This is a genomic window from Lysobacter sp. H21R4, from assembly GCF_015277535.1.
GTDB lineage: Bacteria > Pseudomonadota > Gammaproteobacteria > Xanthomonadales > Xanthomonadaceae > Novilysobacter > Novilysobacter ciconiae.
In genome coordinates this window covers 1,466,982-1,484,743 of sequence record NZ_CP063772.1, presented here as the reverse complement: position 1 = coordinate 1,484,743, position 17,762 = coordinate 1,466,982, and the positions used below count along the sequence as shown (strand labels likewise).

Here is a 17,762-nt window from a genome sequence, read left to right as displayed (position 1 = left end):
GCATTGCGCCTGACTCAGAACGGCTGCGGGATGGTCGAATCCTTGTCCAGCTCCGCGCGCAACTCGCGCTCCAGTACCCGCAGGCTGATCCGCGCCTCCTGCCCCAGGCACAGCGAGGCGGCCAGCATCAGCAGCACGCCGAGTACCGCCAGCAGCGTTGGCAGGTAGCCCAGCTGATAATGGAAGAACGCATCGGCGGCGATCCCGATGCTGGTGCCTACGAACGCGCTGAGCGCGGCGTACAGGATCCGCAGCGCGCCCAGCACCAGATACGAGCGACGGCGGTGGTAGCCGATCCGGATCTCCAGCTCGGTGCGCATCGGGCCCGGCACGGTTTCGCGCAGGTGCTCGATCTCCTTGCGCATGCGGTCGACCACGCGCGCCAGGCGGTTGTTGGAGGAGATCAACAGCGAACCGGTGGCGGTCAGGAAAAATGCGGGGGTGATCATCGCCGAAATCACTGCGTAGTGGTTGGGATCGGCGAAGGGCGTGGCAGACATGCAGGCTTCCGTTGCAGGGTGACGGTATGATGCCTGCCCCCTCCAAGCGACGCGAGCCCCCGATGGCCAACGGCCCTGTCAATGCCGACAACCTGGTCTGGATCGACCTGGAAATGACCGGTCTGGACACCGACAACGACGCGATCCTCGAGATCGCCACGGTGGTCACAGACAAACAACTGAACGTGCTCGCCGAAGGTCCGGAACTGGCCATCGCCCACCCGCTGGCGACGCTGGAGGCGATGGACGACTGGAACCGCAACCAGCACGGCGGCTCCGGGCTGTGGGCGCGCGTGCTGGAGCAGGGCGTGTCGCTGCAGGAAGCCGAGCAGCAGACCCTCGCATTCCTTGCCCACTGGGTGCCGGCGAACGCCTCGCCGATGTGCGGCAACTCCATCTGCCAGGACCGACGCTTCCTGCATCGCCAGATGCCGAAGCTGCAGCGCTATTTCCACTACCGCAACCTGGATGTCAGCACGGTCAAGGAGCTGGCGAAGCGCTGGGCGCCGTCAATCAGCGCCGGCCTCAACAAGCAGGCCAGCCACACCGCGTTGAGCGATGTTCACGACTCCATCAACGAGCTGCGCTATTACCGCCGCTTCATGGGCTCGCTGGGCGGTCTGGAATCCGCGGACCGGTTACCGGCGCAGGCTTGAGCAACAAGCAACGCCCCGCGGTCAGGCGGGGCGTTGGATGTGGTACCGGCGTGCGCGAGCGCCGTCTTCTGCGGCGCCTGATGGATCAGCCGGCGGCCTTGGCCTTGGCCAGGCGCAACCAGGTGTCGACCACGGTATCGGGGTTCAACGACACCGAATCGATGCCTTCTTCCATCAGCCACTGCGCCAGGTCGGGATGGTCGCTCGGCCCCTGGCCGCAGATACCGACGTACTTGCCCTTCGCCTTCGCGGTCTTGATCGCCATCGACAGCAGCTTCTTCACCGCCGGGTCGCGTTCGTCGAACAGGTGCGCGATCAGCCCCGAGTCCCGGTCCAGGCCGAGAGTGAGCTGGGTCATGTCGTTGGAGCCGATCGAAAAACCGTCGAAGATCTCCAGGAACTCCTCGGCCATCAGCGCATTCGATGGCAGCTCGCACATCATGATGATCTTCAGGCCGTCCTTGCCCTGTTCCAGGCCGTTGGCGCGCAGCACCTCGACCACCTTGCGACCCTCGTCCAGGGTGCGCACGAACGGGATCATGACCCACAGGTTGGTCAGGCCCATCTCGTCGCGCACCTTCAGCACCGCGCGGCACTCCAGCGCAAACGCATCACTGAAGCTCGGATCCACGTAGCGCGAGGCGCCACGGAAGCCGAGCATCGGGTTTTCCTCGTCCGGCTCGTAGGCCGCGCCGCCGATCAGATTGGCGTACTCGTTGGTCTTGAAGTCCGACAGGCGCACGATCACGGCCTTGGGTGCCACCGAGGCGGTGATGGTCGCGATTCCCTCGGCGAGGCGGTCGACGTAGAACTGGACCGGGTCGTTCCCGTAGCCGGCGATCTTTGCATCGATCTGCTTCTTTGTCCCCGCATCCTGGCGGTCGTATTCCAGCAGGGCCTTTGGGTGGATGCCGATGTGGCTGGCGATGATCATCTCCAGCCGGGCCAGGCCGATCCCGGCGTTGGGCAGCATCGCGAAATCGAAGGCGCGGTCGGGGTTGCCGACGTTCATCATCACCTTCAGCGGTGCCTCGGGCATCTTGTCCAGATCGGCGACGTGGCGCTCGAAGGGCAGGGCGCCGTCATAGATGAAACCGGTGTCGCCTTCCGCGCAGCTCACCGTCACCGTCTGGCCTTCCTTGATGGCCTCCAGCGCGTTGCCGGTGCCGACCACTGCGGGAACGCCGAGCTCGCGGGCGATGATCGCCGCGTGGCAGGTGCGTCCGCCGCGGTTGGTGACGATCGCCGCGGCGCGCTTCATCACCGGCTCCCAATCCGGGTCGGTCATGTCGGCGACCAACACGTCGCCGGCCTGCACGCGGGCCATGTCGTCCAGTGAACGGATCACGCGGGCGACGCCGCTGCCGATCTTGTTGCCGATCGAGCGCCCCTCGCACACGACCGGACCGCGCTCGCCCAGCTGGTAGCGCTCGATCTGGGTGGCGTGGCCGCGCGATTTCACGGTCTCCGGGCGCGCCTGGACGATGAACAGCTTGCCGCTGACGCCGTCCTTGGCCCACTCGATGTCCATCGGGCGGCCGTAGTGCTTCTCGATGATCAGCGCTTGGCGGGCCAGCTCGTGCACGTCCTCGTCGTTGATGGAGAAGGTGCCGCGCATGTCCGCCGGGGTGTCCTCGGTACGCACGCGCTCGCCGGGCTGGTCGGAGTAGACCATCCGCAGCTGCTTGGCACCGATCGAACGCCGCAGGATCGCCTGCTTGCCCTGCGCCAGGGTGGGCTTGTAGACGTAGAACTCGTCCGGATTGACCGCGCCCTGGACGACCATCTCGCCCAGGCCGAAGCTGGAGGTGATGAAGACCACTTCGCGGAAGCCCGACTCGGTGTCCAGGGTGAACAGCACCCCGGACGCACCCACGTCGGAGCGCACCATCAACTGCACGCCGGCCGACAGGAACACGTCCTCGTGCTTGAAGCCGTGGTGCACGCGGTAGGCGATCGCGCGGTCGTTGTAGAGGCTGGCGAAGACCTCCTTCACCTTGACCACCACGTCGTCCTCGCGGGTCACGTTGAGGAAGGTTTCCTGCTGGCCGGCGAAGCTGGCGTCGGGCAGGTCCTCGGCGGTCGCCGATGAACGCACCGCCACGGCCACGTCGCCTCCGCCGTTCTCGTCGCACAGCTGGCGATAGGCGATGCGGATGTCGCGGTCCAGCCCGGGCTGCAGCGGGGCGCTGATCACCCAGTCGCGGATGTCCTTGCCGGCTTCCGTCAGGGCCGCGACATCGTCGACGTCCAACGGCGCCAGACGGTCGAAAATGCGCTGGTGCAGGTCGTTGTGGGCGATGAAGTCCTTGAACGCCTCTGACGTGGTCGCATACCCGCCGGGAACGGAGACCCCGAGGGAGGACAGATTGCCGATCATTTCGCCCAGCGACGAGTTCTTGCCGCCGACGCGGGCCAGGTCGTCAAGGCGCAGCGCGTGCAGCCAGAGGATATTGTCGTTCAAAACAGGGTATCTCCGTGGGGGGACACGCCGCTGAACGCGGCGAAGCCGCTATGATCGCCGCTGCGCCGGGTGCTTACAAGGTTGATCTGGCGGGCTTTTTCCCTGCCGATTCCGAGACGCCAGACCCCATGAACGAAGCACGGCCCGTTTTCTACATATCCGATGGCACGGGCATCACCGCCGAGACGATCGGCCACAGTCTGCTGACCCAGTTCAACGGCACCGACTTCATCGCCGAGCGCATCTCCTTCGTCGACAGCGTGGAGCGCGCAGAAGACGCGGTGGAGCGCATCAAGGCCGCGGCCGAGCTGCATTCGGTGCGTCCGGTGGTGATCAACTCCTGCATGGACAGCGAGGTCGGCGAGGCGCTGGCCAAGAGTGGCGCGCTGATGCTGGATGTGTTCGCGCCCTTTATCGAGCCGCTGGAGCGGGAGCTGGGCCGGTCGCGCATGCGCCAGGTCGGTCGCGCCCACGCGATCGTCGATTTCGACACCTACCACCGGCGTATCAACGCCATGAACTACGCGCTCACCCACGACGACGGGATTGCCATCGATTACAACGACGCCGATGTGATCCTGGTGGCCGTGTCGCGCGCCGGCAAGACGCCCAGTTGCGTCTACCTGGCCCTGCAGTACGGCGTGCGGGCAGCCAACTACCCGCTGACCGAAGAGGATCTGGAGCACGACCGGCTGCCCGAGCGCCTGCGCAAATTCCGCGACAAGCTGTTCGGCCTGACCATTGATCCGCACCGGCTGCAGCAGATCCGCCAAGAGCGTCGTCCCGATTCCCACTACGCCAAGCTGGAGACCTGCAAGCGCGAGGTCGCCGCGGCCGAAGCGCTGTTCCGTGCCGAGCGGATCCCCACCCTGAGCACCACCAACACGTCGATCGAGGAGATCGCGAGCAAGGTCATGACGACGCTGCGGATCAATCGCGAGATGTTCTGAACCGCAGCGTTCCAGCGCCCCGGCGCTGCGCGGTCCGGCGCGACGGCGGACGTGTAGGATCAGTGCATGACCAGTTCTGTTGCCACCCGCCGCCTGCCTTCACTCGACCGCTTCGGCTGGTTGATGGCGTTGTATGCGGAGAACCACGTCCGCCTGCGCCGCCTGTTCAACACCTCCGATCTCGCGCCCGGGACGCACATCTCCAGCGTGGGTGATGGCCTGGACCTGCGGGTGGAAGTGCTGCTGCAGCATCGCTACACGACCGAGTTGCGCGTGAGTTACACGATGGTGGACCCGGTGACCGGGATGCCGGACCCCTCGGCCTACCTGCGCCATTACCACGACGCCAACCAACTGGAAGCCACGCACTGCTACATCGGTCGTCGCTGGCAGGATGTGCTGGGCATGTATCCACTGCCGGCGGCCCTGATAAGCCATCGTCTGCGGATGAACACCTTCCTCGGTAAATGGCTGGAGTACCTTGCCGAACGCGGGCACGGCCGGGGCACTTTGCGGCTGGAAAGCGAAAGTTCCGCGGAAATCCTGACTGGGGCTTGACGGGTGCCGGATAGCGCTCTAATCTTACGGACTTTCCAGCCCCGTGGGGCCATAGCTCAGCTGGGAGAGCGCCTGCATGGCATGCAGGAGGTCGGCGGTTCGATCCCGCCTGGCTCCACCATTTCAAAATGGTTTTTGTACCTGGTTGTGTGAAAGACAGCCGAAAAACAGGGTACAGGGACTACCGCGTCCCCATCGTCTAGAGGCCTAGGACACTGCCCTTTCACGGCGGCGACAGGGGTTCGAATCCCCTTGGGGACGCCACTTCAAACCATTGATTACCTTAGGGTTTTCAAGCAGTCAAGGCTCCTTAAACGGAGCCTTTTTTGTGTCTGCAAACCGTGCGGTGTCGCCGCCGCTCAGCCCCTCGGTCCGCCCATCACCGGCAGCACGATCCCGCTGATGTAGGAGGCGGTAACCGGGGAGGCGAGGAACACGTAGGCAGGCGAGATCTCCTCGGGCTGGGCGGCGCGCTTCATGTCGCTGTCGCGTCCAAACTCGCCGACCTCGTCGGCCGGCTTGTCGGCCGGATTGAGCGGGGTCCAGACCGGACCCGGTGCGACCGCGTTGACCCGGATGCCGCGCTCCAGCAGGTTGCTGGCCAGGGACTGGGTGAAGGCGTGGATGGCGCCCTTGGTCGCGGAGTAGTCGAGCAGCGACTTGTGCCCGAAGATGCCGGTTTCCGAGCCGGTATTGATGATGCTCGAGCCTTCCTTCAGGTGCGGCAGCGCCGCCTTCGCCATACGGAAGTAGCCGCCGATATTGGTCTGCAGGGTTTCCTGCAGGTGCTCCTCGCTCAGGTCCTCCAGTTTCTCGGCATGCAGCTGGAACGCGGCGTTGTTGACCAGCACGTCCAATCCGCCGAGCGCCTTGACCGAACGGGCGACTGCGCGCTTGCAGAATGCAGGATCCTTGACGTCGCCACTGATCAGCACGCAGCTGCGCCCCTCGGCCTCCACAGCCGCCTTGGTGGCCTTGGCGTCCTTGTGCTCGTTGAGATAGACCACCGCAACGTCGGCGCCCTCGCGCGCGAACAACACCGATACGGCGCGCCCGATGCCCGAATCACCGCCCGTGACAATGGCCTTCATGCCGGCGAGCTTGCCGCTGCCTTTGTAGTCGGGCGCCTGGTAACGCGGAGCGAGGCGCAGTTCATGCTCATTGCCCGGCTTGGGCAGATGCTGGGCAGGCATGTCGACCGGTTGCTCGCGGGTGCCAGCCTGGACGGCATCGGTCTTTTTCCGGGATTTAGTGGTCGATTTCGGTTTGGAAGACTTCGCGTCGATGGGCTCCTGCAGGTCCTGCTGGTGTTCCGCGGTGCTCGCCGCCTTCTTCGCCTCGGCCGAGGATTTTTTCCCTGTGCCGGGTTTGGATGAGCTGGCCATGAAACCTCCGTGTGGGTGTGTGGGCGCGGATCCGCGCGGTTTTCCAACGCTACGAAGGGTCGATTCAATGGCGGGTGAAACCCGCACGGGCGGTTCACATTCCCGTGAGCCACCGGCGCACAGATTTCCCCGCATGGACCACCGGAAAACACCGATGAAGGTTTCAGCACACACGGCACTGCTGGTGATCGACATGATCAACCCGTTCGACTTCGAGGACGGCGCAGCCCACGCCAAGGCGGCACTTTCGATCGCGCCGGCCATCGGCCGCGTGAAGGCTCGGGTGCGCGATGCGGGCGGGCAGTGCATCTATGTCAACGACAACTTCGGTCGCTGGAAGTCGAATTTCCTGCAGATCATCGAACGCGCGGACAAGGGACTGGCGCCGAAGATCCTCGACCACCTGATGCCGGACGAGGAAGACCTGTTCGTGCTCAAGCCCAGGCACTCCGCGTTCTTCCAGACCCCACTCCCGCTGCTGCTCGAATCGCTGGAAAGCACTGGCGTGGTGATCACCGGAATCGCTGCCGATGCCTGTGTTCTGGTGACGGCCCTGGATGCGCACATGCGCGGGTTCGACGTCCATGCGCCTACCGACTGCGTGGCGGCGCTGTCACAGCCGCGCAAGCAGGCCGCGTTGCAGGTGATGCGCAACGCGGACGTGCTGACCACGGCGGCGGGGTAGGGCCGGGGCCCGGAGAGAGTTACGCCGTTGCGGCGCGTGCGTGGCGGGCGCGCAGCGTCCTGCGCAGTTCCAGCAGCCCGGGCGCAACGATGATGAGCAAGGAGGCTGCGATCACCGCGGCGATAACCCACGGCGCAAAACCCGGCGTTCGTAACTGCAGCGACCAGTTCGCGCTGCCCGGCGAGAGCAGCGACACCGTCTGCGGCCAGTGGAGCACGCAGATGATTGCCAGCCCCACCAGCGGGAGCACGATCAGGAATGCGTGCAGAAACTGCTCCACGGGCGGGATGGGTCGCAGCGGTGCCGTGTAGCTCAGGTCCCAGTAAGCCGTGGCGGTGTGCGTCGCCGAGGCCACGAACGCCAGCACCAGCACGCTCGCGTCGACCTCGAGAAACAGGATGGCGATGATCGGCAGGCCCATCTGCGCGGTCTGCAGCAGATGCAGGACGGATTCGCCAACCCCGGACGTGTGCGCGATATCGGTTCGCGCGTGACAGATGAAGTCAGCGGCGCCCGCGGCAAGCCACAACGGGAATATCACGAAGCCGAGCAGGCCCCAAAGCAGCGCGCTGGAAACTCCGTCCACGGTGCAAATCTCCATCAGGTGAAAGCAGGAACGCCCGCAATTGCGGGCGTTCCTGGCTGCGCTTCAGGTTCAACGGCTCTTGGAGTCGTCGCTTTTCTTGGTGCTCTTGGATGTGCTGCCTGACGAGGACTTGCCGCTCTTCTGATCCGAGCCGCTGGCCTGCTTCTTGTCAGATTTGTCCGTCGATTGTTTCTTGTCGGTTGGCATGGTCATCTCCTGTGAGCCCTGCGAGGGCACGTAAAAAGCTATGCCCGGATTTGTGATGACGGCGTGGTCTGGAAAGGCTTCTGAAGGTGCTCCAGCGCTCACGTCATGAATGATTCATGTTCTGCGCTTGTCCCCGCCGGGCTTGGCTCTTGGCGCTCGTCGTATGCGACCGGGTTCGTGATCCGCCAGCGCCGGCCCTGGGTGGCTCAGCGCGGATTTGGCGGCAGGGCTCTGTGCACTGCCGTGGCCGCGATCGCTGCCTGTCCGACTGCCACGCTGATCTGGTTGAGCGCGCTGACCACGTCGCCTATCGCGTAGACCGCGCTTACGCTGGTCTGCATGTGGGCGTCGACGATCAACGCTCCGGCATCGTCGGTCGCTGCGCCAAGCGGCGACAACAGGGAAGACTGGACGTGTGAGCCCAGGACCGGATAAAGGGTGTCGAAGCGATGACGGGACCCGTCCGGGAGCTGCGCCTCGCAGCCGCCGTCGACCAGGCGCCACCGCTCCGGCGCCGCAAGCAGTGTCACGCCGCTGGCGGCGGCCCGGTCTCTCAGCGCCGGGTCCCCGTCAAGGCCGTCGGTCGCGATGGCGGTGACGCTGCGCGAGAACGTCCGCAGGAACTCGGCGTGGCCGATCGCCTCCTTGCGGCGACCGAGCACGGCTATCGCATCGTCCCGGGCCTCGTACCCGTCGCAGACCGCGCACAAGCGGATTGCGCCCGTGGCGATGGCATCTTCGGCGCCTTCAATCTCGGGCAGCAGGTCGACCACGCCGGTGGCCAGGATGATGCTGCGGGCGCGCCATTGGCGTGTCGCGGAGCGGGCGATGAAGATATCCCCGGCGCGTTCGAGCGCGTCCACCCGGTCCTCGACCACGGGCACGTAGTACTGGGTGGCGTGCTCGCGGAATCGGCCCAGCAGTTCATTGCCTGCCACGCCAAACGGAAAACCCGGGCAGTTGTGGCTTGCCGGGATCCAGCGCGCGCGGCTCTGACCCGCGTCGACCAGCACCAGTTTGCGACGGAAGCGCGCCAGGTAGGTCGCCGCCGTCAAACCACCCGGACCGCCGCCGATGACCAGGCAGTCCAGAACCGTATCGTCGGCATCAGGTGCAGTCATTGCGCGCTCCGGTAGGAAGCGGTGGATGTTAGCCGACGTCGATCTCCTGGAAGCCGTCGCCATCGTGCAGGGTGAACAATGCCTCCATTCCGCGTTCACGCGCCAGCCTGACCCCTTCCGTCTCGCCCAGAGCCAGCAAGGCGGTCGCCCACGCGTCGGCAAGCATGCACGTGGATTCCACGACACTGACCGCTGCCAAGCGGTTGCTGGCGGGCTGCTGGCCGGTGGCGTCCATCGTGTGCGGGTAGCTGCGGCCGTCATGCTCAACCCAGTGCCGGTAGTCGCCGGACGTGGCAATTGCCGCGTCAGCCAACTCCATCACCCCGGTGACCTCGCGCACACCGCGGACAGGCTTCTCGATCGCGACGGCCCAGGGACGGCCGTCTGGCTTGCTGCCGCGGGCGCGCATCTCACCGTCTATCCCGACGAGGTAGCGGGTAATGCCGAAACCGTCGAGACAGCGGGCCAGTTGGTCCACCCCAAAGCCCTTGGCGATCCCCGCGAGATCCAGGGTGATCGCCGCCCGCTTGCGGACGCGGCTCTGCGGGGCTTCCAGTTCGAGGATCTCGGATGCGGCGCGGCGGACACCCGCTTTACGAGCGGCGATCGCCGTAAGGTCGATCGCGCCTCCGGCGGGGCCGAAACCCCAGGACTGGACCAGATCGCCGACGCCGATATCGAACGCGCCCCAGGACTGTCGACCGACCTGAAGGGCGGTTTCCAGCACCGTGAACAGTTCGGCCGGAACCGGAACCCATTCATTGACCGGCGCCGCATTCAGCCGGTTCAGGTCGGACTCGGCCTTCCAGCTCGACATCTGTCGATCGACTGCATCGACCGCGGCGAACAGCCGCTGCCCGATGGCCGCTTCATCGACGCCGGGGGCGGCAAAGAACAGCGCGCTGTAACGGGTGCCCATCGTCTCGCCGTGCAGGCTGTACCGCTGCATCACCGCGACGGATGGATCAGCGGATTCAGAAGACGTCTTCACGGTAGCGCCCCTGCAGTTTGAGGGTGGCAACATCCAGGCCGATCGGAGCCACGATGGCGTCGATGGTCTGCCGGATGCTGTCGGCCATCGCGCGGCCGCCACAGACCAGGATCTGAGCGCCGTCTTCAATCAGTCGCCGCATCTGCGAGGAGTGGTCCAGCAGCCGGTCCTGCACGTAACCGCCATTGGCGGTGCGGGAGAAAATCGCGTTTAACCCGGTCAGCCGGTGATCGGCCAGGTAGCCGTCCAGCTCCGGCTCGTAGAGGAAGTCCGACGCCGGATCGCGGCCGCCCCAGTACAGATACATCGGGTGTTTACCGGTGTTGTTGCGGATGAATCCGGCCAGCGGCCCGATTCCTGTTCCGGCGCCGATGAGAACAACCGGCGACTTGCCCGAGGCCGGCCGGAAGTCGGGGTTGGGTTGGATAAACGCATCGATCCGGGCGCCGGGTTGCAGGTCGTGAAGCATCCCCGAACACAGGCCGCCGGGGTGCTTGCGCACACAGATTTCAAGGAAGCCGTCGCTGGATCCGCTGGCAAGGGAATAGAACCGCGGGACCGGGCTTCCCGGCGCCACGATTCCCACCAGATCACCTGCGTCGAAGTGGGGCAGTTCACTGGTACCGAGCATCCGACGCAACCTCCCGCCAGCGCTCGGTGAGGCGACCGGCCCGAAGCGCAGGATGCTGGTCGGCGCATTGACCTGGGCACCGTAGTCCATCCGGCTGATCAGCTCGAGTGGGCAGGTTTGGGGGTGGGACGGTACGTGGGTCAGCCCCAGCTTGAGGGACAGTGCACGTTCAACAGCCTCTCCCCAGCGCGCGAACTCCTGCGAGGACTGCCTGTCGACGGTGTCCAGCTCGAGAAATTCGGTCCAGCCGCGGCCAAGCAGGGCCTCGCGGGCGTCCCTGGCGAACTGGCAGAACCGCGGAAACTGGCGATCCCCGAATCCCAGGACCGCGAACGCCGGGTTGTTGTCACCGCTGAACCTTCCCAGGCGCGCAAGGAACTGCCTGGCCGATGTGGGCGCGTCTCCGTCACCGTAGGTGGCGGTGAGTACGAACAGGCGGCGTGCCTGGCGATATTCCCCCGCCAGCAGGTTCATCGGGGCGGTGTGCACCCGCTTGCCGGCCTTGTGCAACGCGTCGTGCAACGCGTTCGCAAAGCCCCAGGTGCTGTTGCCTTCGCTGCCCACAAGGATGACGGTGTCTGCCGCCTGCGCGCCGCTGTTGTTGGCGATGCGCGGCATCAGGCGGCGGCGCTGCCACCACATCACCACGCCGGTGGCGCTCATCACCGGAACGCTGAGTGCACAGACGCCCAGCAGGAGACCCAGCCACCACAGTCCCTCGCCGGTGTGCAGGCGGTAGATCAGTTCATGGATGTTCTGGACCCGGTCATGTGGCCGGAAGACCAGCAGGACGCCCGTGGCCTGGTCGATGTAGCCGTCGCCCTGCGCGGTGGCGAGCGAGTAGAAGTCCGAGGGAGTGTCCGGCATCGGATAGACGAGTTCGCGCAGGTCCTGGAGATCGATCTCCAGCAGAGCGGGCAGGGTGCCCACCGGTACCGGCGCGGCTGGCGTCTCCACCGCAGTCGGGAACGCAGGCTCGGTGTCCGCCCCCTCCGGTATCAGGCCGAAGGTGGTCGCCGACATGAGGATGCCCGTCAGCGCGGACAGCAGCAGCCCCAACAGGGCGATTCTCCCGAGCTCCGAGTGCCAACGCTGGCTCAAACTGCCTCGCAGTGGGCGCAACAGGTGCCGCCATCCCCCGACGCGCTTGAGCAGCAGTGCCATGCCTGACACGCACAGGACCAGCATCGTCAGCGCCGAGATCCCGGCCGCGGCCCTGCCCGGCGTGTCCGCAAGAAACGAGCGATGCAGGTTCTTGATCCAGCGCGTGGCGGGCGAGGGCGCATACGGGCCGATCGCCTTTCCGCTGAGCGGGTCGACACGCATCGCCTCGGCCCGGTCATCCTGGCTGTAGTAGACGATGATCGAGCCGGACGGGCTGCGCTGGATCTGCTCCACGCCGACGAAGTTCTCGGCTATCCGCTCCGCAAGCAGAGCGACGCTGACCTGCCCACGCTCCGGCACCGTCGTTCCCAGCCGGTCAATGGTTGGATTGACCGACAGGATCGCGCCGCTGATCGCCAATACGGCGATCAGCAGCCCAAGGACAAGAGCGGGCAGTGAGTGAATCCGACGCAACATGATGCGGACCTCCTTCAGGCCGATCGATTACATGTCGTAAGTGAATGACTGCACGTAACCGCGCCCCGCAGTCGCTTTGCCGCTGCCGGCCTTGGTCAGGGGCGCCCGCACGTCGGCGGGATTGTCGCGACCGTCTTCCACCGCAGTGTCGATCCGTATTTCATAGCCGGCATCGATCAACGAGTCCGCAAGTTCGGCGGTGACCTTGAGCGTGCGGCCGCTGCCGACGCTCGCGCCGCTCACGCCGTCGAATTCGCTCGCCCGCATGCCGCTGCCGCTGGCCCAGTCGCGCAGGTTCTTGTAGTACTTCGACTTCTTGCCCGAGACCCAGAGCGTCTTGTGGTACTTGCCCGAGGCATCGGTGACATAGATGGCCAGGTAGGCGCCGTCGCCGCCGTAGGCTTTCATCTGGGTGGTCAGGGTGAAGGGCCTGGCGTCAGCCAGTCCGGGCAGGGCCATGGCGCCGGCCAGACAGAGGGATAGGACGAGCTTGTTCATGTTGTTGCTCCTGCAATCGGGTGGGTGGCGGACTTGACTTCGCCCTCTGGTCCGGTTTTTGGTCCAGGTAGTCGCGGGCGCCGCCTTTGCCGTCGAACTTGATCTTCAGCTCGCGGATCTGCAGCGATGCCGGGGAGTACTCGGCCTTGAAGCGGTTTCCCAGCTTGTCGGTCCCGCGGACTTCGTAGCAGCCGTCGTCGACCTTGATGCGCTGGACTTCCCAGCCCTGTTGTTCCAGCTGCTGGCGCAGGACTTCCCGCGGCTGCCAGTCGGCTACGGGATCGGTACAGTCGTCACTGGCCAGTGCGCCGCCGCTGAAGGCGAGGCCGACGAGGACGACGCCGGTCAGAGTGAGCAGTTTCATGAGCGCGATCTCCTTTGAGTGGGTGCAACGTGGACTCTGGCGGAGCATCCTGATGCCAGCCTTAAGGCGGGGGTTTTTTGCAATGCGGGTACTGTTGATCGAGGACAACGCCGACCTGGGCCAGGCCGTGCGCGAGCAGATCGGCGATGACGGACACGCGGTGGATTGGGTGCAGACCCTGGCTCACGCGCAACTGGCGATCGGCTCGACTCCGTACGACCTTCTCCTGCTCGACCTGATGCTGCCCGACGGCCGCGGCATCGATTTCCTGCGCCGCCTGCGCTCGGCCGCCGACCGCACGCCGGTCATCATCCTGACGGCCATGGACCAGCTGTCCGACCGCATTGCCGGCCTCAACGCCGGAGCAGATGACTACCTGGTCAAGCCGTTCGACCTGTCGGAACTGTCCGCCCGCGTGGCTGCCGTGGCGCGTCGTTACAGCGGCAATCCGAACCCGAGGTTGCAACTGGGAGAGCTGTCCATCGACTTGACGGATCGAAGCATCCAGCGCGAAGGCGAAACCATCGCCTTGACGGCGCGGGAATGGGCGCTGCTGGAAGCCTTCCTCCAGCGCCCCGGCGCGTTGTTGTCGAAGTCCCAGTTGGAGGAACGCCTGTACGAGTTCGGGGCCGAGATAGAAAGCAATGCGGTGGAGGTCCATGTCAGCCACCTGCGTAAAAAGCTCGGCTTCAACGTGGTCGATACCGTCCGCGGCATGGGCTACCGATTGGGCCGGCTCGAGCACTCATGAAGGCGGCGGGCAGCCTGCAGAAGCAGCTCGTATACGGCCTCACGCTGGGGATCGTCGTGTTGTGGGTGGTCGCGACCGCCCTGTCCGGGCTGATCGTGCAGAACAGGCTCGACGATGCGTTTGACGATGCGATGCAGGGCGCTGCGCAGCGGATCCTGCCGCTCGCGGTCATGGACATCCTCAATCGCGAAGAGCCACTTACCCAGCAGAGGGTGGCGCCACTGAATGCGCTTCCCGGCCAGGTCGCGTATCTGGTGCGCGACCGCGAGGGCACCATCCTGCTGCAATCGCGCGACGCCGACCTGACGGTCTTTGGCCGACCGACGATGCAGGGCTTCAGCACGACGTCGACCCACCGCCTGTACGGCGCCAGTGCACTGCGCGACACGCTGTTCCTGCAGGTCGCCGAACCCCTGTCATATCGCCGCAAGGCCGCGCGGGATGCCACCTTTGCCCTGCTGCTGCCACTGCTGTTGCTGGTGCCGGCCAGCCTGCTCGGCGTCTGGCTGTTCGTGCGTTTCAGCCTGCGCAGCGTGCGCTCCTATCGACGCGCGGTCGAAGCCCGAGGCGTAGGTGACCTCTCGCCGATCCAGACCGCGCCCTTGCCGCTGGAAATCCGTCCGAGCGCGGATGCGGTCAACAACCTGATTGATCGCCTGCGGCGTGCGCTTGAGACTGAGCGCAGGTTCACCGCCAACAGTGCGCACGAGCTGCGCACCCCGCTGGCGGCCGCGCTTGCCCAGGTGCAGCGTCTCCGCCATGAGGCGGCCGACGGACCGGTCAAGGAGCGCGCAGCGCAGATCGAGGCATCGCTGAGGGAGCTGGCGCGCCTCGCCGAGAAGTTGATGCAACTGGCAAAGGCGGAGGGCGGGAGCGTGCTTGCGGAGGTTCCCCAGGACCTGGCGATGCTGCTGAACCACGTTGTGGGGGACCTGCAACGCGTGGCCACGGTTCCCATCCAGCTGACGCTGCCGCCGGATGGGCCGGTCCTCTCGCCGATCGATGCAGACGCATTCGCGATCCTGGCGCGAAATTTGATCGAGAACGCGTTGAAACACGGCGCGCCGGGACGTCCCATCCATGTCGAACTGACCACAGACGCGTGGCTTACCGTCGTCAATGCCGGCGACGTCCTGGACCCCGCCGAGCTGGCACAGCTGACCGAGCGTTTCGTCCGCGGTAGCGGCCGGGCGCCCGGCTATGGGCTGGGATTGGCGATCGTCTCGACCGTTGCGACGGCGGCACGCGCCGAGCTCAAATTGGCCTCGCCCGCCACTGACCGGGCAGACGGATTCCAGGCCTCAGTGCAGTTTCCGGTTGCCGGGATGTGATTCGGGGGGCTCAGTGCAGCCCGCTGCGGTCGGCCGCGCTGCTCGCGGATGAGGACGGGTTGGTCTTCATCTTCTCGTCGAGCTGGGCTTCGAACTGCGGGAACTCCAGTCCGAGCTGACGCGCTTCGGTGTGGGCGGCATCGCGCAGCGCATCGGAGAACTTGAGCGTTGCGGTGGCGCCGGTGCGCTCGTGCATCGAGGCGGCACGGCGGATGAGGGCCAGCATGGTGGCGGCGCTGTCGGAGCTGCCGACCATCTTGCCGTCCATGCCGAGCACCCATTCGCCATCGCGGCGGACGATTCCACCCAGCAGCTTGCCGGCCGCATCGCGCAGGTCGGCGTGGGGCTCGATGCCCGTATCCGGGGTGTCGTCATTGTCGTTGCGGCTGCCATTGAACTTGCTGGACATCAGGATTCCCTACTGTTGCGGGGCGCATCAAGCGGTGGTGCGTGGACGCCACAGGATACGGCAGGGCGATGTCCTATCCCTGAGCGAGTCGTATATCGACGATGCCTGAGGCGGCGTTGGCGTCGTCGATCTCCCAGCCGATGCGGTGGGCAAGCCGGCCGACCAGGGTCAGGCCAAGGCGACGGTCGCTGGTGGACGGGTGCGGCCTCGACGTGGTGGGTCGCCGGGTGTCATCGGCGTCGAAGACGAACGAGATACTGCTGTCGCAAATCGAGACACGCACCACTCCCGGCACGCCCGGAGGGAGCAGCCGGCGCAATACGCCGTGGACGATCAGGGTCGCGTCGCTCGCCGGCAGTTGCACGTGGATCTCGGGGCCTTCCAGCGCGACGCTCACCGCTCCGTCGGCGATGGACGCAACGCCTGCCAGGCAGGATGCCAGCCAAGCGTGCAGCGCCACCGGCTCAGCCGAATCGACGCGGTGACGGGCCAGGCGCATCAGCGCATCGATGAGTTCCGACAGTTCACGGATGCCGCGGTCCAGGCGCTGCAGACGCGGCTGCAGCGCCGGTATGTCGGCGCTGTCCTCCAGCAGCAACTCGGTCGCGCCGCGCACCACGGAAATCGGTGTGCGCAGTTCGTGGCTGGCATCGCCCAGGAAAGCCTGCTCGGCTTCGGCGGCAGCGGCCAGTCGGGCCTGGTAGTCATCAATTGCCGTGGCCAGCTGTCCCAGCTCGTCGGGTGGCAGTTGGGCTGCGAGCGCCGTGCGCTCGGGCTGGGTCGGCAACGCGGCGACGGACTCGGCCAGTTGCTGGACCGGGCGCACGACCCGACCCGACAGGAGCCATCCCAGCCACGCGCTGAAAGCGGTTCCCGCTAGCACCACCACGGCGAGGACGAAGGCGAGGTAGCGCTCCAGCGCTTCAATGTCGTGCAGGTCCATCACGAAGAACAGGCGTCCGGCCGCGGTATCGAACACGCCCAGGAACACCTCGTCGCCATCCGGGTCGCGTACCTCACGGATCCCCGGCGCCTGGGCCAGGAATACGCCCGGGACTTCGCCGCGGTTGCCCGGCAGGAGCTGATAGCCGCTGACCCGGTCGCTGCGTGGAAGGTCGATATCTGACTCGCGTTGCAAGCGCTCGGCGTAGTCATGCGCCTGGCCGGTGAGGATCGACTCCACGAGCACGCGCTCGTACTCCTCGGCGATGAACACCACGCCCAGCGCAAACACCACGCTCAGGACGGCGCCCATGGCCGTGTACAGGAAGGTCACGCGCGTGCGCAGCGGCAACGGGAACCTCATTCGGGTGGCACCAGGCGGTAGCCGATGGCGTGCACGGTGCGGATCAGTGGCGTGTCGAACGGCTTGTCCACCAGGTTCCGAAGGTCATACATATGCGTGTGCAGGGAGGCTGCATCGCCGCCGCGGGAGCCCGCAACGGCCCGGATCAGCAGTTCATGGGTGACCACGCCGGGCGATCGCTTCATCAGCAACTCCAGGATGCTGCTCTGGCTGCGCGTGAGCGCGATGCGGGTACCGCCGCGACTGGCGACCATCGACCCGGCGTCCAGCTGCAGCGGACCGGTGACCAGCGGCACCAGTGGCGAGGGCGCACCGCGACGGTGCAATGCCCGTATGCGCGCTTCCAGTTCCTTGAGTTCAAACGGCTTGACCATGTAGTCATCCGCGCCCTCATGGAACCCGCGGATCTTGTCGTCGAGCGTGTCGCGGGCGGTCAACATCAACACCGGTGTTCCACGGCCGGCCTCACGCAGCTGCCGGCACAGGTCCAGGCCGTCCAGGCGGGGCAGGCCAAGGTCCAGCACGATCACGTCGAATGCGACGCGAAGGGCGTGCATCAGCCCGGTCTCGCCGTCGGCTGCGTGGTCGACTTCGTGGCCGCGGCGCTCCAGGAAGTCCCAGATGTTGGCGGCGATATCGTGCTGGTCTTCCACGATCAGGATTTTCAGGGAGTCGGACATTGGCTCTGCTGGGGGCACGGATCAATGCAAGTCTAAGCGGGGCGGTTGCCGGTCAATAACGAACGGCTGAGAAATGCTTGAGAGCTCGCTACAGCGCGGCGCCCATGC

General features: G+C 65.8%; 19 protein-coding genes and 2 tRNA genes. 8 read left to right on the top strand and 13 right to left on the bottom strand.

Going from position 1 to position 17,762, the window contains the following annotated elements; genetic code table 11:
• Window positions 1-14: 14 nt before the first annotated feature.
• Window positions 15-500, bottom strand: a complete 486-nt coding sequence (locus tag INQ40_RS06790) for a DUF2721 domain-containing protein (protein WP_193983184.1) — start codon at window positions 498-500, stop codon at window positions 15-17.
• Window positions 501-562: 62 nt separating this feature from the next.
• On the opposite strand from INQ40_RS06790, the gene orn reads away from it, so the two are divergent.
• Window positions 563-1,156: an oligoribonuclease gene (gene orn, locus INQ40_RS06785; RefSeq protein ID WP_194339716.1), complete on the top strand. Its 594-nt coding sequence runs from the start codon at window positions 563-565 to the stop codon at window positions 1,154-1,156.
• An 85-nt stretch (window positions 1,157-1,241) separates the two neighbouring features.
• Here orn and ppsA read toward each other — a convergent pair whose 3' ends face one another.
• Window positions 1,242-3,620 (bottom strand): phosphoenolpyruvate synthase, encoded by a 2,379-nt coding sequence (gene ppsA / locus INQ40_RS06780; RefSeq protein WP_194339714.1) that lies wholly within the window; start codon window positions 3,618-3,620, stop codon window positions 1,242-1,244.
• 128 nt (window positions 3,621-3,748) lie between these two features.
• Here ppsA and INQ40_RS06775 point away from each other — a divergent pair, with 128 nt between their 5' ends.
• The 4 genes from INQ40_RS06775 to INQ40_RS06760 all read left to right on the top strand — a co-directional run bounded on the left by INQ40_RS06775 (window position 3,749) and on the right by INQ40_RS06760 (window position 5,392).
• On the top strand, window positions 3,749-4,570 hold the full coding sequence (locus INQ40_RS06775; protein WP_194339712.1) for a pyruvate, water dikinase regulatory protein: 822 nt from the start codon (window positions 3,749-3,751) through the stop codon (window positions 4,568-4,570).
• 66 nt (window positions 4,571-4,636) lie between these two features.
• Complete coding sequence (locus tag INQ40_RS06770; protein ID WP_194339710.1) at window positions 4,637-5,128, top strand: DUF1249 domain-containing protein; 492 nt, start codon at window positions 4,637-4,639, stop codon at window positions 5,126-5,128.
• Window positions 5,129-5,173: 45 nt separating this feature from the next.
• Window positions 5,174-5,249: transfer RNA gene (locus tag INQ40_RS06765), tRNA-Ala, on the top strand.
• A 67-nt stretch (window positions 5,250-5,316) separates the two neighbouring features.
• Window positions 5,317-5,392, top strand: a tRNA-Glu gene (locus INQ40_RS06760).
• Between the two features lie 95 nt (window positions 5,393-5,487).
• Here INQ40_RS06760 and INQ40_RS06755 read toward each other — a convergent pair.
• The gene (locus INQ40_RS06755) at window positions 5,488-6,513 is read right to left on the bottom strand and encodes an SDR family oxidoreductase (protein ID WP_194339708.1); all 1,026 of its coding nucleotides are present in this window, start codon (window positions 6,511-6,513) and stop codon (window positions 5,488-5,490) included.
• A 154-nt stretch (window positions 6,514-6,667) separates the two neighbouring features.
• On the opposite strand from INQ40_RS06755, the gene INQ40_RS06750 reads away from it, so the two are divergent.
• Window positions 6,668-7,198 carry a cysteine hydrolase gene (locus INQ40_RS06750; protein ID WP_194339706.1) on the top strand — a complete coding sequence of 177 codons (531 nt, stop codon included), beginning with the start codon at window positions 6,668-6,670 and terminating at the stop codon, window positions 7,196-7,198.
• Between the two features lie 19 nt (window positions 7,199-7,217).
• Here INQ40_RS06750 and INQ40_RS06745 read toward each other — a convergent pair whose 3' ends face one another.
• The 7 genes from INQ40_RS06745 to INQ40_RS06715 all read right to left on the bottom strand — a co-directional run bounded on the left by INQ40_RS06745 (window position 7,218) and on the right by INQ40_RS06715 (window position 13,177).
• The gene (locus tag INQ40_RS06745; protein ID WP_194339704.1) at window positions 7,218-7,799 is read right to left on the bottom strand and encodes a diguanylate cyclase; all 582 of its coding nucleotides are present in this window, start codon (window positions 7,797-7,799) and stop codon (window positions 7,218-7,220) included.
• 54 nt (window positions 7,800-7,853) lie between these two features.
• Window positions 7,854-7,991, bottom strand: a complete 138-nt coding sequence (locus tag INQ40_RS06740; RefSeq protein ID WP_193983169.1) for a hypothetical protein — start codon at window positions 7,989-7,991, stop codon at window positions 7,854-7,856.
• Between the two features lie 206 nt (window positions 7,992-8,197).
• Window positions 8,198-9,112 (bottom strand): NAD(P)/FAD-dependent oxidoreductase, encoded by a 915-nt coding sequence (locus INQ40_RS06735; protein ID WP_194339702.1) that lies wholly within the window; start codon window positions 9,110-9,112, stop codon window positions 8,198-8,200.
• A gap of 28 nt (window positions 9,113-9,140) precedes the next feature.
• Window positions 9,141-10,031, bottom strand: a complete 891-nt coding sequence (locus tag INQ40_RS06730) for an FAD:protein FMN transferase (RefSeq protein WP_194339700.1) — start codon at window positions 10,029-10,031, stop codon at window positions 9,141-9,143.
• 55 nt (window positions 10,032-10,086) lie between these two features.
• On the bottom strand, window positions 10,087-12,315 hold the full coding sequence (locus INQ40_RS06725) for a PepSY domain-containing protein (RefSeq protein ID WP_194339698.1): 2,229 nt from the start codon (window positions 12,313-12,315) through the stop codon (window positions 10,087-10,089).
• Between the two features lie 27 nt (window positions 12,316-12,342).
• A complete protein-coding gene (locus INQ40_RS06720) occupies window positions 12,343-12,813 on the bottom strand; it encodes a DUF2271 domain-containing protein (RefSeq protein WP_194339696.1) in 471 nt (156 codons plus the stop codon).
• The gene (locus INQ40_RS06715; protein WP_194339695.1) at window positions 12,752-13,177 is read right to left on the bottom strand and encodes a PepSY domain-containing protein; all 426 of its coding nucleotides are present in this window, start codon (window positions 13,175-13,177) and stop codon (window positions 12,752-12,754) included. The genes INQ40_RS06720 and INQ40_RS06715 overlap by 62 nt, the downstream gene beginning before the upstream one ends.
• 82 nt (window positions 13,178-13,259) lie before the next feature.
• On the opposite strand from INQ40_RS06715, the gene INQ40_RS06710 reads away from it, so the two are divergent.
• Window positions 13,260-13,928 carry a response regulator transcription factor gene (locus tag INQ40_RS06710; RefSeq protein ID WP_194339693.1) on the top strand — a complete coding sequence of 223 codons (669 nt, stop codon included), beginning with the start codon at window positions 13,260-13,262 and terminating at the stop codon, window positions 13,926-13,928.
• Window positions 13,925-15,259 (top strand): HAMP domain-containing sensor histidine kinase, encoded by a 1,335-nt coding sequence (locus INQ40_RS13145; protein ID WP_194339691.1) that lies wholly within the window; start codon window positions 13,925-13,927, stop codon window positions 15,257-15,259. The genes INQ40_RS06710 and INQ40_RS13145 overlap by 4 nt, the downstream gene beginning before the upstream one ends.
• 10 nt (window positions 15,260-15,269) lie before the next feature.
• On the opposite strand, the gene INQ40_RS06700 is transcribed toward INQ40_RS13145, so the two are convergent.
• From INQ40_RS06700 to INQ40_RS06690, 3 genes are all read right to left on the bottom strand, one after another.
• Window positions 15,270-15,668, bottom strand: a complete 399-nt coding sequence (locus INQ40_RS06700) for a hypothetical protein (RefSeq protein ID WP_194339689.1) — start codon at window positions 15,666-15,668, stop codon at window positions 15,270-15,272.
• Window positions 15,669-15,741: 73 nt separating this feature from the next.
• Entirely contained in the window at window positions 15,742-16,974 is a 1,233-nt protein-coding gene (locus INQ40_RS06695) for a HAMP domain-containing sensor histidine kinase (protein ID WP_194339687.1), read from the bottom strand.
• Window positions 16,971-17,642, bottom strand: coding sequence for a response regulator transcription factor (locus INQ40_RS06690; protein ID WP_194342461.1), 672 nt, complete (start codon window positions 17,640-17,642; stop codon window positions 16,971-16,973). The genes INQ40_RS06695 and INQ40_RS06690 overlap by 4 nt, the downstream gene beginning before the upstream one ends.
• Window positions 17,643-17,762: the final 120 nt, after the last annotated feature.